We start from the raw sequence: 13826 nt of genomic DNA, 5'->3' as shown, positions 1-13826 counted from the left end.
AATGACCATACAATGGTTTCCCGGCCATATGGCCAAAGCAAGAAGACAGGTTACCGAAAAATTAAAATTAATCGATATTGTGTTTGAACTTGTCGATGCTAGAATTCCGGTTTCATCAAGAAATCCGATGATTGATGAAATCATCTCGGCCAAACCGCGGATCGTTCTGTTGAATAAAGCAGATATGGCAGATCCGAAAGCAACACAGGAATGGCTTGCCTATTTTAAAGAGCAGGGCATTCACGCCCTCCCGATTGACGCCAAAACAGGGACAGGCATCAAGCAGATTGTCACGATGTCAAAAGAAGTGCTGAAAGAGAAGTTTGATAAACTCGCGGCAAAAGGCGTCAGACCAAGAGCCATAAGAGCACTGATCATCGGCATTCCGAATGTCGGAAAATCGACCCTGATCAACCGTCTGGCAAAAAAGAATATGGCGAAAACCGGAGACAGACCCGGTGTTACAACTGCACAGCAATGGGTGAAAGTCGGAAAAGAACTGGAACTTCTTGATACTCCGGGAATTCTCTGGCCTAAGTTTGAAGATCAGCTGGTGGGTTTAAAGCTTGCAACTACAGGTGCGATTAAAGATGCCATTCTAAACTTGCAGGAAGTAGCTTTGTTTGCCCTCGAGTTTTTAAGCAAGCATTATCCAAACCGCCTGAAGGAAAGATTCTCCCTTGACGAGGTACCCGAAGACCGGATCGAGCTGTTTGATGCCGTTGCAAAGAAACGCGGCTGCATGATGGCCGGGGGCTTTGTGGATTACGATAAAGCTGCAGAACTCATCGTCAGAGAAATACGTCATGAAAAGCTTGGCAGGCTGAGCTTTGAAACAACTGAAGACATGCACCAGGAAGACACGCTGCAATAGCGCGTCTTTATTTTTGTTTGTCTGTTTAATACTGCTTCAGAATACATGATGATAAGACACCAGTGGACTGAAGCGGAAGGCACTTGACTCCTGCGGGATGAAGAGAGCACGGGAGACCCCGCAAGCGAAGCGAGGAGGCTCCCGGGGATCCCCGCGGAAAGCAAGTGACTGGAGCGCAAGGGAACGGGTACGAGTGAAAACGATTCATAAACAGACATTCAATTTAAGAATACATAGAGAAATGGCAGTGAAAATATGAAAAAGCTGACAACGGAAGAAATCCGCTTAAAGCTTGCTGCGATAAGCAGCCCTGATGATCCGTTTTTAAACCAGTGCAGAAACGATGAGCGAAAAAGCGTGATAAAGCTTGCTGACAAGTGGACGAGAGACTATGAACAGCAGCTTGAAAAAAAGCAGCAGTTTGAAGATATGATGATTTTTGAGAAGAAAGCAAGGGGAGAGGGCTATCACCTTCTTTGCGGAATCGATGAAGTAGGCAGAGGACCTCTGGCAGGCCCGGTTGTCGCAGCTGCCGTGATCCTCCCGGAATCCTTTTACCTTCCCGGCCTGACAGATTCAAAAAAACTGACGGCTGCCAAAAGAGAATCCTTTTACGAATTCATCGTGAAGGAAGCGATTGCTTTCGGAGTCGGAATTGTATCACCGGCTGAAATCGACAGGCTGAATATCTATCAGGCAACAAAGGCGGCAATGGTGCAGGCAGTGAAAGAGCTCTCAGTGGCCCCTGAGTACCTTCTCATTGATGCGATGAAGCTTTCCCTTCCCATTCCCCAGGAATCGCTTATAAAGGGAGACGCACGCAGTGTGAGCATTGCAGCGGCATCTGTCCTTGCGAAAGTAACCAGGGACAGAATGATGATGCAGCTTGCTGCCGAGTATCCGCAATACGGATTTGAGCAGAATATGGGGTATGGAACAAAGCAGCACCTTGAAGCTCTGAATTTGTTCGGCGTGACAGAATGCCACAGAAGAAGTTTTTCTCCTGTGAAAGAGATGGCTGCAGAAGAAACGGTCAGCTGAAAGGACAAAGTCCGGCCTGCCCGCAGGGAATGAGGGGACGGACTTTGTCGATTGATCACAAAATTTTATATTACTAGAAAAATAATTTTAGAGAAAAAATCAGAAAAAAATGAAGGATTCGACGAATTTCTGCAGAATAGTAGACAAGGAATCAACTATTTTATAAAATGAAAGCGCAGTCTATTTTTTTCGTACATAAGTTAGGAGGATGGGAAATGAATATCCATGAGTATCAAGGAAAAGAAATCCTTAGAAAATATGGAGTAGCAGTACCAAACGGCAAAGTGGCCTTTACAGTTGAAGAAGCTGTGGAAGCAGCAAAAGAACTGGGTACAGACGTAACAGTAGTTAAAGCACAGATTCATGCAGGCGGCCGCGGAAAAGCAGGCGGGGTAAAAGTTGCAAAGAATATTGGCGAAGTAGAAACTTATGCGAAAGAAATTCTCGGTAAAACACTGGTGACACACCAGACAGGTCCTGAGGGCAAAGAAGTAAAACGCTTACTTATCGAAGAGGGCTGCGATATTAAGAAAGAATATTATATCGGCCTTGTTCTTGACCGCGCTACATCTCGCGTTGTCCTGATGGCATCTGAAGAAGGCGGCACAGAAATCGAGGAAGTGGCAGAAGCAACTCCTGAGAAAATTTTCAAAGAAGTGATTGATCCTGCTGTAGGACTGCAGGCATACCAGGCCCGCAGAATCGCTTTTAATATTAATATTCAAAAAGAATTAGTCGGACAGGCTGTTAAATTTATGATGAGCCTTTACAACGCATTTGTCGAAAAAGACTGCTCTATTGCTGAAATCAATCCGCTTGTTGTAACAGGGGACGGCAAAGTAATGGCGCTTGATGCAAAATTGAACTTTGACTCAAATGCTCTTTACCGCAGAAAAGATATCCTAGAATACCGCGATCTTGACGAAGAAGACGCAAAAGAAATCGAAGCATCTAAATATGACCTGAGCTATATTTCCCTTGATGGGAATATCGGCTGTATGGTAAACGGCGCCGGCCTTGCTATGGCAACAATGGATATTATTAAATATTACGGCGGCGAACCGGCGAACTTCCTGGATGTTGGGGGCGGCGCGACAGCTGAAAAAGTAACGGAAGCATTTAAAATCATCCTTTCTGATCAAAATGTAAAAGGAATTTTCGTCAACATTTTCGGCGGAATTATGAAATGCGACATTATTGCACAGGGTGTAGTTGAAGCGACGAAACAGGTCGGCCTGCAAATTCCACTAGTTGTCCGTTTGGAAGGAACAAATGTAGAGATCGGCAAGCAAATCTTGAACGAATCCGGTTTGAATATCACTTCTGCTGAATCTATGGCAGACGGCGCACAAAAAATCGTATCTTTAGTAGGGTAAGAAAGGCGGGGGACTGAAATGAGCGTATTTATTAACAAAGATACTAAGGTAATTGTACAGGGGATTACAGGATCTACGGCATTATTTCATACAAAGCAAATGCTTGAATACGGCACGAATATTGTAGGCGGGGTTACACCTGGAAAAGGAAATACGGAAGCTGAAGGAGTTCCTGTTTTTAACACAGTGGAAGATGCGGTTAAGGCAACAGGCGCAACAGCTTCTGTTATCTACGTGCCGGCACCGTTTGCTGCAGATGCCATCATGGAGGCTGTTGATGCTGAACTTGATCTTGCTATCTGCATCACTGAGCATATTCCGGTTCTTGACATGGTAAAAGTAAAACGTTACATGGAAGGCAAGAAAACCCGTCTTGTCGGCCCGAACTGCCCTGGCGTTATTACGCCTGATGAGTGTAAAATCGGCATTATGCCAGGCTACATTCATACGAAAGGCCACGTTGGCGTTGTATCCCGTTCAGGTACATTAACGTATGAAGCAGTACATCAGCTTACACAGGCAGGAATCGGCCAGTCTACAGCAGTAGGCATCGGCGGAGACCCGGTAAATGGCACAAACTTCATCGATGTTTTAAAGGCATTCAATGAAGATGAAGACACATATGCTGTGATTATGATCGGAGAAATCGGCGGAACAGCAGAAGAAGAAGCTGCCCTCTGGATCAAAGAAAACATGACAAAGCCTGTAGTGGGCTTTATCGGCGGACAAACTGCACCTCCCGGCAAACGCATGGGACATGCCGGAGCCATCATTTCAGGCGGAAAAGGTACAGCCGCTGAGAAAATCAAAACGATGAATGAGTGCGGCATCAAAGTTGCTGATACTCCATCCGTTATGGGTGAAACACTTATTGAAGCACTTAAAGAAAACAACCTGCTTGAAAAGTGCAAAACACATTAATAAATCTATCGGGAACGGCGTTCACGCTGTTCCCTTCTTTATCATGTACCCCCGTTGCTCCTCCCATTCCTCCATTCGTCAAATCATGACAAAAACACTCATAATTAAAACTATATATAATAGTAGAAAGGGAACTAAAATGCACATAAAAGAGAAAGAACTTCTCCATTTATCCCATTGCAGAGGCATCACCCATATGGCGCTGCTGAAGTGGCTGAAACTTGACCCTCCTATATCCGTCTACTCTCTAAACAGCAGCGAGCTGCAGCGGGCTTTCAGGCTGTCAGATGCCCTTATGCCCCACTTTCTCACTGACTTCTATTCTTTTGATTGGGATGCGGCCATCTCACGCTTAAAAGCGAGTGATATTAAAGTCATCTCACTTTGCCATGAAAACTACCCGCACCTTCTGAAGGAAATCCACGATCCCCCTCCCGTTCTCTTCTGCAAAGGCAACACAGCCCTGCTTTCTTCCGGAAAAATGATCAGCATTGTCGGAACAAGAAACCCCACAAATTACGGCACCCATTCTTTAAATCGAGTGACAGATCCCCTTATATCTGCAGGCTGGACTGTTGTTAGCGGCCTGGCAAAAGGGATAGATGCTCTGGCCCACCAGAGAGCAATCGAAAGACAGGCTCCAACGATAGGTGTAATCGGAGGGGGACTTCATCATTTTTATCCGAAAGAAAATCTGCCTCTTTTCAACGAGATGACTGAACATCAATTAGTTCTCTCAGAACATCCTCCGGACACCAGACCGCAAAAATGGCACTTTCCGATGCGCAACCGCATTATCAGCGGGCTGAGTCTTGGAACCGTTGTGATTCAGGCGAAATCAAAAAGCGGATCACTCATTACAGCAAGCACCGCACTCGACCAGGGCAGGCAGGTGTTTGCTGTGCCGGGATCCATTTTTGATGCAGCATCTGCAGGCGCCAATCAGCTGATTAAGCAGGGAGCGTACCTGGCAGAAGACGGACTGGATGTCCTGAATGACCTCTCCGACCAGGTTGCATGCGCTGAAAATTAAGCCAGCAATCCAAATACTGTTTGACAAACCGCATCACTATATTTAATAATAGTGGAGATTTAACCTGTTTAAGCAAGATTTTGATTATTGCCGGTATAAGCGCAGGCTCTTTTGGGCAGAATCGTCCCTTGAACATATAAAATGACACTAGTGGAAAAGAACTTGATGATGAAACATGAAAATAAAGAGAGAGAATACCTCTTTTAGGAGGATGATGTATGTCGGATTTTTTAGTGATTGTTGAATCGCCTGCAAAAGCGAAGACAATCGAACGATATCTAGGGAAAAAATATAAGGTGAAGGCTTCAATGGGGCATGTCCGCGATCTGCCGAGAAGTCAGATTGGCGTTGACACTGAAGGGAATTTCGAACCGAAGTACATTACGATAAGGGGTAAAGGCCCGGTTTTAAAAGAACTTAAAACCGCAGCGAAAAAAGCAAAAAAAGTCTATCTCGCAGCTGACCCCGACCGTGAAGGGGAAGCCATTGCATGGCACCTCGCACACAGTCTGGATGTAGATGTTCTTTCAGACTGCAGGGTTGTCTTTAATGAAATTACAAAAGATGCCATCAAGGAATCTTTTAAGCATCCCCGTCCAATTAACATGGATCTCGTGGATGCACAGCAGGCAAGAAGGATACTTGACCGCCTTGTCGGCTATAAAATCAGCCCTATTCTTTGGAAGAAAGTGAAAAAAGGACTGAGCGCAGGAAGAGTTCAATCTGTTGCAGTCCGCCTGATCATAGACCGCGAAAAAGAAATCAAAGCATTTATTCCGGAAGAGTATTGGACAATCGGCAGCCATTTCCTCAAAGGGAAAGACGAGTTCGAGGGAGCTTTTTATGGAATTAACGGCAAAAAGACAGAGCTAAATACAGAAGATGATGTGAAAGAAATTCAGAAAAAATTAAACGGCAACGAATTCTCCGTCACAAATGTGACCAAGAAGGAAAGAAAGCGCAATCCTGCGGTACCATTCACAACTTCCACTCTTCAGCAGGAAGCAGCCCGCAAACTGAATTTCAGAGCAAAGAAGACGATGATGATCGCCCAGCAGCTTTATGAAGGAATGGACCTTGGAAAAGAAGGGACAGTCGGTCTGATTACATATATGCGTACAGATTCAACCCGCATATCTGAAACAGCCCAGCAGGAAGCCATGTCGTATATTGAGCAGAAGTACGGTCCTGAGTACAACAATCCTGCCAAAAAAGCCGCTAAGAAAAAGGCAAACACACAGGATGCACATGAAGCGATTCGTCCGACTTCAACGCTTAAAGATCCTGCTTCACTTAAAGAATATTTAAGCCGCGATCAGCTCCGGTTATACAAACTCATTTGGGAGCGCTTTGTTTCAAGCCAGATGGCACCGGCTGTTCTTGATACGATGAGCGTGGACCTTACAAATAATGACGTCACGTTCAGAGCAAACGGAAGCAAAGTGAAGTTTCCCGGATTCATGAAGGTGTATGTTGAAGGAAATGATGACGGAGTCGAGGAGAAAGACCGCATGCTTCCTGATCTTCAGACAGGAGATACGGTTTATTCAAAAGATATCGAACCGGCTCAGCATTACACTCAGCCGCCTCCAAGGTACACAGAAGCACGGCTGGTTAAAACGCTTGAAGAACTGGGAATCGGACGCCCGTCAACCTATGCGCCGACACTTGATACCATTCAAAAGCGCGGATATGTAGCGCTGGATAACAAACGGTTTATACCGACAGAGCTCGGTGAAATTGTGCTTGAACTGATTATGGAGTTCTTCCCTGAAATCATTAATGTCGAGTTTACCGCCAAGATGGAAAACAGCTTGGATGAAATAGAAGACGGCCAGGTGCAATGGGTCAACATTATCGACGATTTTTATAAAGACTTTGCCAAACGGATTGAAGTGGCAGAAAATGAAATGGAAGAAATTGAAATTAAGGATGAGCCTGCAGGAATTGACTGTGAGGAATGCGGCAGTCCAATGGTCTTCAAAATGGGCCGGTATGGAAAGTTCATGGCGTGTTCAAATTTCCCGGATTGCCGGAACACAAAGCCGATTGTTAAAGAGATTGGTGTCCCGTGTCCGAAATGCGACAAAGGAAACATTGTGGAAAGAAAGTCGAAGAAACGCCGCATTTTCTACGGCTGCGACCAGTTTCCTGAATGTGATTTCCTTTCATGGGATAAACCGATTGCAAGATCGTGTCCAAAGTGTGATAATATGCTAGTTGAGAAAAAACTCAAAAAAGGCATACAGGTACAATGTGTGCATTGTGATTATAAAGAAGAGCAGCAAAAGTAAAGGTGAGTGATCCTGCTCACCTTCTTTATTTGCTTAAAGCTGGAGGGTTCAACATGAATGAAAAAACAGTAAATGTCATTGGAGCAGGCCTTGCCGGAAGTGAAGCGGCCTGGCAGCTTGCGAGCCGCGGAATTTCCGTCAATCTTTACGAAATGAGACCTGTGAAGCAGACGCCTGCCCATCATACAGATAAATTCGCCGAGCTTGTCTGCAGCAACTCACTGCGGGCAAACGGATTGACAAATGCAGTCGGTGTACTGAAAGAAGAAATGAGAATGTTTGATTCTGTGATTATTAAATCTGCGGACGACTGCGCAGTGCCGGCAGGGGGCGCTCTTGCTGTAGACAGACATGAATTTGCCGGTCTTGTGACAGAGAGGGTTAAAGGACACCCGAACGTTACAGTCATTACGGATGAAGTAACGGAAATCCCTGAAGGTCCTACAATCATTGCAACAGGGCCGCTGACATCAAAAGCACTTTCTGAGCAGCTGAAGCAGCTGACAGGAGAAGAATACCTTTATTTCTACGATGCAGCAGCTCCAATTCTTGAAAAAGACAGCATCGATATGGACAAAGTCTACCTGAAATCACGATATGACAAAGGAGAGGCAGCCTACCTTAACTGTCCGATGACAGAGGAAGAGTTTGACCGTTTTTATGATGCATTGATTGAAGCGGAAACAGTTCCGCTGAAAGAATTTGAGAAAGAAATTTTCTTTGAAGGCTGCATGCCGATTGAGGTCATGGCAAAGCGCGGCAAAAAAACGATGCTTTTTGGACCAATGAAGCCGGTCGGCCTTGAAGATCCGAAAACAGGCAAGCGTCCATATGCTGTAGTTCAGCTGAGACAGGATGATGCTGCAGGGACACTTTACAATATTGTTGGTTTTCAGACACATTTAAAATGGGGCCCTCAAAAAGAAGTGCTTAAATTGATCCCTGGACTTGAAAATGCAGAGATTGTCAGATACGGCGTTATGCACCGCAACACATTCATCAACTCCCCAAAAATGCTGAAGCCGACGTATCAGTATAAAGAGCGGGAGGATCTGTTTTTTGCAGGGCAGATGACAGGTGTAGAAGGATATGTAGAATCCGCCGCATCAGGACTTTTAGCAGGCATCAACGCTGCTAAATACGTACTTGGAGAAGAACTCCTCGTGCTTCCTCATGAAACAGCAATGGGTAGCATGGCGCGCTATATTACAACAGCAAATCCGGATAATTTCCAGCCTATGAATGCAAACTTCGGCATTTTTGCAGAGCTTCCGGAACGCATCCGCAACAAGAAAGAGCGCTATGAAAAGTATGCAAACAGAGCGCTAGAAACAATTCAAAAAATTTCGAAAAAATAAGAGAAATAATTTGCAAGGGCTGCTGAATGTGTGATACCATTTAGTAGCCCTTGTGAGGTGTTATGGATGGAAAATGTTAAGAATTCTTTAAAGTTGTTCGTAGAATATTTACAGATTGAGAAAAACTATTCACAATATACAATTGTGAATTATGTTTCCGATATAGAAGATTTTTTTGTCTTTATGCAGGAGCAGTCGCTAACTGATCTCCGTCTCATTACATATTCCGATACACGATTGTACTTAACTCAGCTTCATCAAAAAAATTTTGCCAGAAAAACGATTTCACGGAAGATTTCTTCTCTCAGAAGCTTTTACAGATTTCTGAACCGCGAAAAGCTCACTGATGAAAATCCGTTTTCAAGCGTTTCTCTGCCAAAAAAAGAGCACAGGCTGCCGCAATATCTGTTTGAAGAAGAGCTTAAGCTTCTCTTTGAACATTCAGATCTTTCAGCTCCTGCAGGCCAAAGAAATCAGGCGCTTCTCGAAATGCTCTACGGAACGGGCATACGGGTAAGCGAGCTCTGCATGATAAAATTGTCTGACCTTGATCTCCATATCGGCACCGTGCTCGTAAATGGAAAAGGCGGGAAGCAGAGGTATGTTCCATTCGGAAGCTTTGCACAGGATGCCGTAGAATTGTACATAGGTTCAGGCAGGAAAACACTGATGGAAAAAAGAAAACAGTCAGAGCACCATGAGCTTCTGTTTGTCAACCAGCGGGGCGGGCCGCTTACGGCCACCGGCGTGAGGCATATTTTGAACGAGCTGATTCATAAAACCTCTCTGACGATGAAGATCACTCCTCATATGTTCAGGCATACGTTTGCCACTCATCTGTTAAATCAGGGAGCCGATATGCGGAGTGTCCAGGAGCTTTTGGGTCATGCGCATCTGTCCTCAACACAGGTTTATACGCATGTGTCGAAAGATCATCTGCGCAAGATCTACATGAATCATCATCCGCGCGCTTAAAGCTTGATGCCGGAAAGTGCAGTACATAAAAATGATGTTGGAGGTGGCAGGATGTCTCAATTTCACGCAACAACGATCTTTGCTGTTCAGCATAACGGCAAGTGTGCAATGGCAGGCGACGGCCAGGTGACGTTTGGAAATGCGGTCGTTATGAAGCATACAGCCAAAAAAGTAAGAAAGCTTTTTAACGGCAAGGTAATTGCCGGCTTTGCGGGATCTGTAGCAGATGCTTTTACCTTGTTTGAAATGTTTGAGGGAAAGCTTGAGGAATACAATGGAAATCTTCAGCGTGCAGCTGTTGAGCTTGCAAAAGAATGGAGAAGCGATAAAGTCCTCAGAAAGCTTGAAGCTATGCTGATTGTCATGAATGAGGAAGATCTGCTTCTCATTTCCGGTACAGGTGAGGTTATTGAGCCTGATGACGGCATTCTTGCCATCGGTTCCGGAGGGAATTATGCCCTCTCAGCAGGAAGAGCGCTCAAACGCTACTCCGGGGAAACACTTTCAGCAAAAGAAATCGCCCAGGCTGCCCTTCAAATGGCAGGCGAAATCTGTGTTTATACAAACCTGAATATCATAGTCGAAGAACTATAAAGAGGGGAGTCCTGATCAATGAAAGAATTAACGCCAAGACAAACGGTTGAAAAACTGGATCAGTATATCGTTGGACAAAAGGACGCTAAGAAAGCTGTAGCAGTCGCATTGAGAAACCGCTACCGCAGAAGCAGACTGTCTGAAAATCTCCGCGATGAAGTTGTTCCGAAAAATATTCTGATGATTGGGCCGACGGGTGTCGGAAAAACCGAGATCGCAAGAAGAATCGCCAAACTTACAGGTGCTCCGTTCATTAAAGTGGAAGCGACGAAATTCACAGAAGTCGGATATGTAGGGCGTGATGTCGAATCGATGGTCCGTGATCTCGCTGAAACATCTGTGAGACTCGTAAAAGAAGAGAAAATGAATGAAGTAAAAGCACTTGCAGAAGAAAATGCCAACAAACGGCTTGTCGAGCTTCTTGTTCCGGGAAAAAAAGAAGCAGACTTCGTATAAGAACCCTCTTGAAATGCTTTTCGGCGGCGCTCAGGGACAGACTCAGGAGCAGGATGACTATTCTTCTGAAGAGCAGTCAACAGAAGAGAAAAGACGTAAAATGGCTCACCAGCTTGCACTTGGAGAGCTTGAAGATCATCATGTGACGGTTGAAGTTGAAGAGCAGAATGCGTCCATGTTTGATATGCTTCAGGGTTCGGGTATGGAACAAATGGGTATGAACATGCAGGATGCATTAAGCAGCTTTATGCCTAAAAAGAAGAAAAAACGCAGGCTGACTGTCCGGGAAGCAAGAAAAGTGCTGACGAGCGAAGAAGCACAGAAACTGATTGACATGGATGACGTTACGCAGGAAGCTGTGATGCGTGCCGAGCAGATGGGCATTATTTTCATTGATGAAATCGACAAAATTGCTAAAAAGAATCAGGGCGGAGGATCGGCAGATGTATCACGTGAAGGTGTACAGCGGGACATCCTTCCGATCGTTGAGGGCTCTACTGTTGTGACGAAGTACGGCTCTGTGAAAACAGATCATGTCCTATTTATTGCAGCAGGTGCATTTCATATAGCAAAACCGTCTGACCTTATACCTGAGCTTCAGGGCAGATTTCCGATCCGCGTCGAGCTGACAAAGCTGACCGTTGAAGATTTCGTCCGTATTCTGACAGAACCGGATAATGCGCTTCTTAAACAATACACAGCATTATTGGAAACGGAAGGTATACAACTTGAATTTTCTGACGATGCTATTCGTAAGATTGCAGAAGTGGCATTTCAGGTTAACCAGGACACAGATAACATTGGTGCGAGAAGGCTTCACACGATTCTTGAGAGACTGCTTGAAGATCTTTCATTTGAAGCACCGGATATCACAATGGACAAAATAACAATTACCCCTCAATACGTTGAGGATAAACTGAGCAAAATTGCTAAAAACAAAGATTTAAGTCAATTCATCTTATAATTACATATTTCCAGGAGGAACAAACTAATGGCTTTATTGCAAAAAACAAGAAAAATTAACGCGATGCTTCAAAAGGCAGCCGGTAAACCGGTTAACTTTAAAGAAATGTCGGAAACACTCAGCGATGTGATTGAAGCGAATATTTTCGTCGTCAGCCGCCGCGGAAAACTTTTAGGATTTGCCATTAATCAGCAGATTGAAAATGAGCGGATGATCCAAATGCTTGAGGACCGTCAGTTCCCTGAAGAATACACTAAAAATCTCTTCAACATCAGCGAAACATCATCAAACCTTGATGTTTTCAGTGAATACACAGCTTTCCCTGTTGAAAACCGTGAATTATTCAAGAATGGCTTAACTACTATTGTTCCGATTATTGGCGGAGGAGAGCGTCTTGGCACGCTTATTCTTGCGAGACTTCAGGAACAGTTTGAAGATGATGACCTGATTCTTGCCGAGTACGGCGCAACTGTTGTCGGTATGGAAATTCTTCGCGAGAAAGCGGAGGAAATTGAGGATGAAGCAAGAAGCAAAGCAGTTGTACAAATGGCAATCAGCTCGTTGTCATACAGTGAGCTTGAAGCAATCGAACATATTTTTGAAGAACTTAACGGAAACGAAGGGCTGCTTGTTGCAAGTAAAATTGCTGACAGAGTCGGCATCACAAGATCAGTTATCGTAAATGCACTGCGCAAACTTGAAAGTGCAGGTGTTATTGAATCCCGTTCCCTCGGAATGAAAGGAACATACATTAAAGTTCTTAATGACAAGTTCCTCTTAGAACTTGAAAAATTAAAAACGAATTAATAAATTCTTTACAAAAAAGCACTTCTCAGCGAAGTGCTTTTTTGTTTTGGAAAAATTTATGATCTTGCATGTGAACAAAATCCTATTACGAAGAACCTCTGCTGTTAAATAGTGTTAATTAACTAGGTATAATTAACCTATTTTAAAATAGATACAAAATCCGACCTTTTTTTACATAACCTTCATAGACTTTAAGCCTATTATTTCTTACAATTGCAGTATGCATTTAACAGAATTCGACAATATACCATTCGAAAGGTATGAGTCTTTTGTGAGGGGACAAAATGAATTTTTTTTCTGGAACGATTCATTCTCTGGAACAGGCAGTCAATCGGACAGCTCTCCAGCAAAAAATGATCAGTCACAATATAGCCAATACCGATACTCCCGGTTATAAAGCGAAGGGAATCAGCTTTAAGGAGTCACTTGATTCAGAACGGACAAAGTTTGAGGCAATAAGAACAGATGCACGCCATCTTTCTTTTGGCAGGGGTCATGAAGCCTATAATGTGATACAAAAAACCGGATCTGCCTATCAGGCAAACGGAAACAATGTCGACATAGATAGAGAAATGTCAGAACTTGCTGAAAATCAAATCTACTATAATGCGGTTATTGAACGTCTTGGAAGCAAGTTCAATTCTCTTAAAACCGTCATTAAAGGAGGCAACGGATAATGAGTATATTCAGTCAGCTCAATACAACAGCATCTGCCTTGACGGCGCAGAGACTCAGAATGGATGTGATTTCATCCAATATGGCTAATATAGACACAGCCAGGGCAGAACTGGTCGACGGAAAATGGCAGCCGTACCGCAGAAAAACCGTTGCTTTGCAGCAGGATGGAAGTTCTTTTCTCGCTCACCTTAATCAGGCGCAAGGGAAACCTGATTCATTGAACGGAGTTAAAGTTTCCGGAATCAGAGAAGATCAAAGCCCGTTTAAACTGGTTTTTGATCCGGAACATCCAGATGCAAACGATCAGGGCTATGTACAGATGCCAAATGTGGACCCGCTGAAGGAAATGGTTGATCTGATCAGCAGCACCCGGTCATATGAAGCAAACGTCACAGTCTTTAATGCATCCAAAGAGATGCTGATGAAAACACTCCAGCTAGGAAAGTAGGATAACA

General features: G+C 44.3%; 12 protein-coding genes and 1 pseudogene. All 13 read left to right on the top strand.

All coding sequences use genetic code 11. The features are described 5' to 3' along the window. Position 1: 1 nt before the first annotated feature. The 13 genes and pseudogenes from ylqF (at position 2) to flgC (ending at position 13819) form a co-directional block, all read left to right on the top strand. Entirely contained in the window at positions 2–874 is an 873-nt protein-coding gene (gene ylqF / locus RKD52_RS12495; RefSeq protein ID WP_454099970.1) for a ribosome biogenesis GTPase YlqF, read from the top strand. Positions 875–1129: 255 nt separating this feature from the next. Next, a complete protein-coding gene (locus tag RKD52_RS12490) occupies positions 1130–1915 on the top strand; it encodes a ribonuclease HII (RefSeq protein ID WP_454099969.1) in 786 nt (261 codons plus the stop codon). 215 nt (positions 1916–2130) lie between these two features. Next, positions 2131–3291, top strand: coding sequence for an ADP-forming succinate--CoA ligase subunit beta (gene sucC, locus RKD52_RS12485; RefSeq protein ID WP_369733094.1), 1161 nt, complete (start codon positions 2131–2133; stop codon positions 3289–3291). Between the two features lie 18 nt (positions 3292–3309). Further along, a complete protein-coding gene (gene sucD / locus RKD52_RS12480; RefSeq protein WP_029281365.1) occupies positions 3310–4212 on the top strand; it encodes a succinate--CoA ligase subunit alpha in 903 nt (300 codons plus the stop codon). 139 nt (positions 4213–4351) lie between these two features. Next, the gene (gene dprA / locus RKD52_RS12475; RefSeq protein ID WP_454099968.1) at positions 4352–5245 is read left to right on the top strand and encodes a DNA-processing protein DprA; all 894 of its coding nucleotides are present in this window, start codon (positions 4352–4354) and stop codon (positions 5243–5245) included. Between the two features lie 218 nt (positions 5246–5463). After that, the gene (gene topA, locus RKD52_RS12470; protein WP_454099967.1) at positions 5464–7539 is read left to right on the top strand and encodes a type I DNA topoisomerase; all 2076 of its coding nucleotides are present in this window, start codon (positions 5464–5466) and stop codon (positions 7537–7539) included. 53 nt (positions 7540–7592) lie between these two features. Then, on the top strand, positions 7593–8897 hold the full coding sequence (gene trmFO / locus RKD52_RS12465; RefSeq protein WP_369733097.1) for an FADH(2)-oxidizing methylenetetrahydrofolate--tRNA-(uracil(54)-C(5))-methyltransferase TrmFO: 1305 nt from the start codon (positions 7593–7595) through the stop codon (positions 8895–8897). Positions 8898–8963: 66 nt separating this feature from the next. Beyond that, a complete protein-coding gene (xerC, locus tag RKD52_RS12460) occupies positions 8964–9872 on the top strand; it encodes a tyrosine recombinase XerC (protein WP_454099966.1) in 909 nt (302 codons plus the stop codon). Between the two features lie 51 nt (positions 9873–9923). Next, positions 9924–10466 (top strand): ATP-dependent protease subunit HslV, encoded by a 543-nt coding sequence (gene hslV / locus RKD52_RS12455; protein WP_369733099.1) that lies wholly within the window; start codon positions 9924–9926, stop codon positions 10464–10466. An 18-nt stretch (positions 10467–10484) separates the two neighbouring features. After that, positions 10485–11886, top strand: a pseudogene (gene hslU / locus RKD52_RS12450) (HslU--HslV peptidase ATPase subunit). Positions 11887–11913: 27 nt separating this feature from the next. Then, positions 11914–12693: a GTP-sensing pleiotropic transcriptional regulator CodY gene (gene codY, locus RKD52_RS12445; protein ID WP_029281344.1), complete on the top strand. Its 780-nt coding sequence runs from the start codon at positions 11914–11916 to the stop codon at positions 12691–12693. Between the two features lie 284 nt (positions 12694–12977). Then, positions 12978–13370 (top strand): flagellar basal body rod protein FlgB, encoded by a 393-nt coding sequence (gene flgB, locus RKD52_RS12440; protein ID WP_454099965.1) that lies wholly within the window; start codon positions 12978–12980, stop codon positions 13368–13370. Continuing rightward, positions 13370–13819 carry a flagellar basal body rod protein FlgC gene (gene flgC / locus RKD52_RS12435; RefSeq protein WP_454099964.1) on the top strand — a complete coding sequence of 150 codons (450 nt, stop codon included), beginning with the start codon at positions 13370–13372 and terminating at the stop codon, positions 13817–13819. Before flgB ends, flgC begins: the two co-directional genes overlap by 1 nt. Positions 13820–13826: the final 7 nt, after the last annotated feature.

It is taken from the genome of Metabacillus sp. SLBN-84 (genome assembly GCF_053629595.1).
Note: the sequence above shows the minus strand (reverse complement) of the source record. Positions and strands in the feature narration are given on the sequence as shown.

Excerpts from the sequence above, each read along its gene's own strand:
- ylqF (WP_454099970.1), top strand. The coding sequence starts at position 2 with ATGACCATACAATGGTTTCCCGGCCATATGGCCAAAGCAAGAAGACAG.
- RKD52_RS12490 (WP_454099969.1), top strand. The coding sequence starts at position 1,130 with ATGAAAAAGCTGACAACGGAAGAAATCCGCTTAAAGCTTGCTGCGATA.
- sucC (WP_369733094.1), top strand. The coding sequence starts at position 2,131 with ATGAATATCCATGAGTATCAAGGAAAAGAAATCCTTAGAAAATATGGA.
- sucD (WP_029281365.1), top strand. The coding sequence starts at position 3,310 with ATGAGCGTATTTATTAACAAAGATACTAAGGTAATTGTACAGGGGATT.
- dprA (WP_454099968.1), top strand. The coding sequence starts at position 4,352 with ATGCACATAAAAGAGAAAGAACTTCTCCATTTATCCCATTGCAGAGGC.
- topA (WP_454099967.1), top strand. The coding sequence starts at position 5,464 with ATGTCGGATTTTTTAGTGATTGTTGAATCGCCTGCAAAAGCGAAGACA.
- trmFO (WP_369733097.1), top strand. The coding sequence starts at position 7,593 with ATGAATGAAAAAACAGTAAATGTCATTGGAGCAGGCCTTGCCGGAAGT.
- xerC (WP_454099966.1), top strand. The coding sequence starts at position 8,964 with ATGGAAAATGTTAAGAATTCTTTAAAGTTGTTCGTAGAATATTTACAG.
- hslV (WP_369733099.1), top strand. The coding sequence starts at position 9,924 with ATGTCTCAATTTCACGCAACAACGATCTTTGCTGTTCAGCATAACGGC.
- codY (WP_029281344.1), top strand. The coding sequence starts at position 11,914 with ATGGCTTTATTGCAAAAAACAAGAAAAATTAACGCGATGCTTCAAAAG.
- flgB (WP_454099965.1), top strand. The coding sequence starts at position 12,978 with ATGAATTTTTTTTCTGGAACGATTCATTCTCTGGAACAGGCAGTCAAT.
- flgC (WP_454099964.1), top strand. The coding sequence starts at position 13,370 with ATGAGTATATTCAGTCAGCTCAATACAACAGCATCTGCCTTGACGGCG.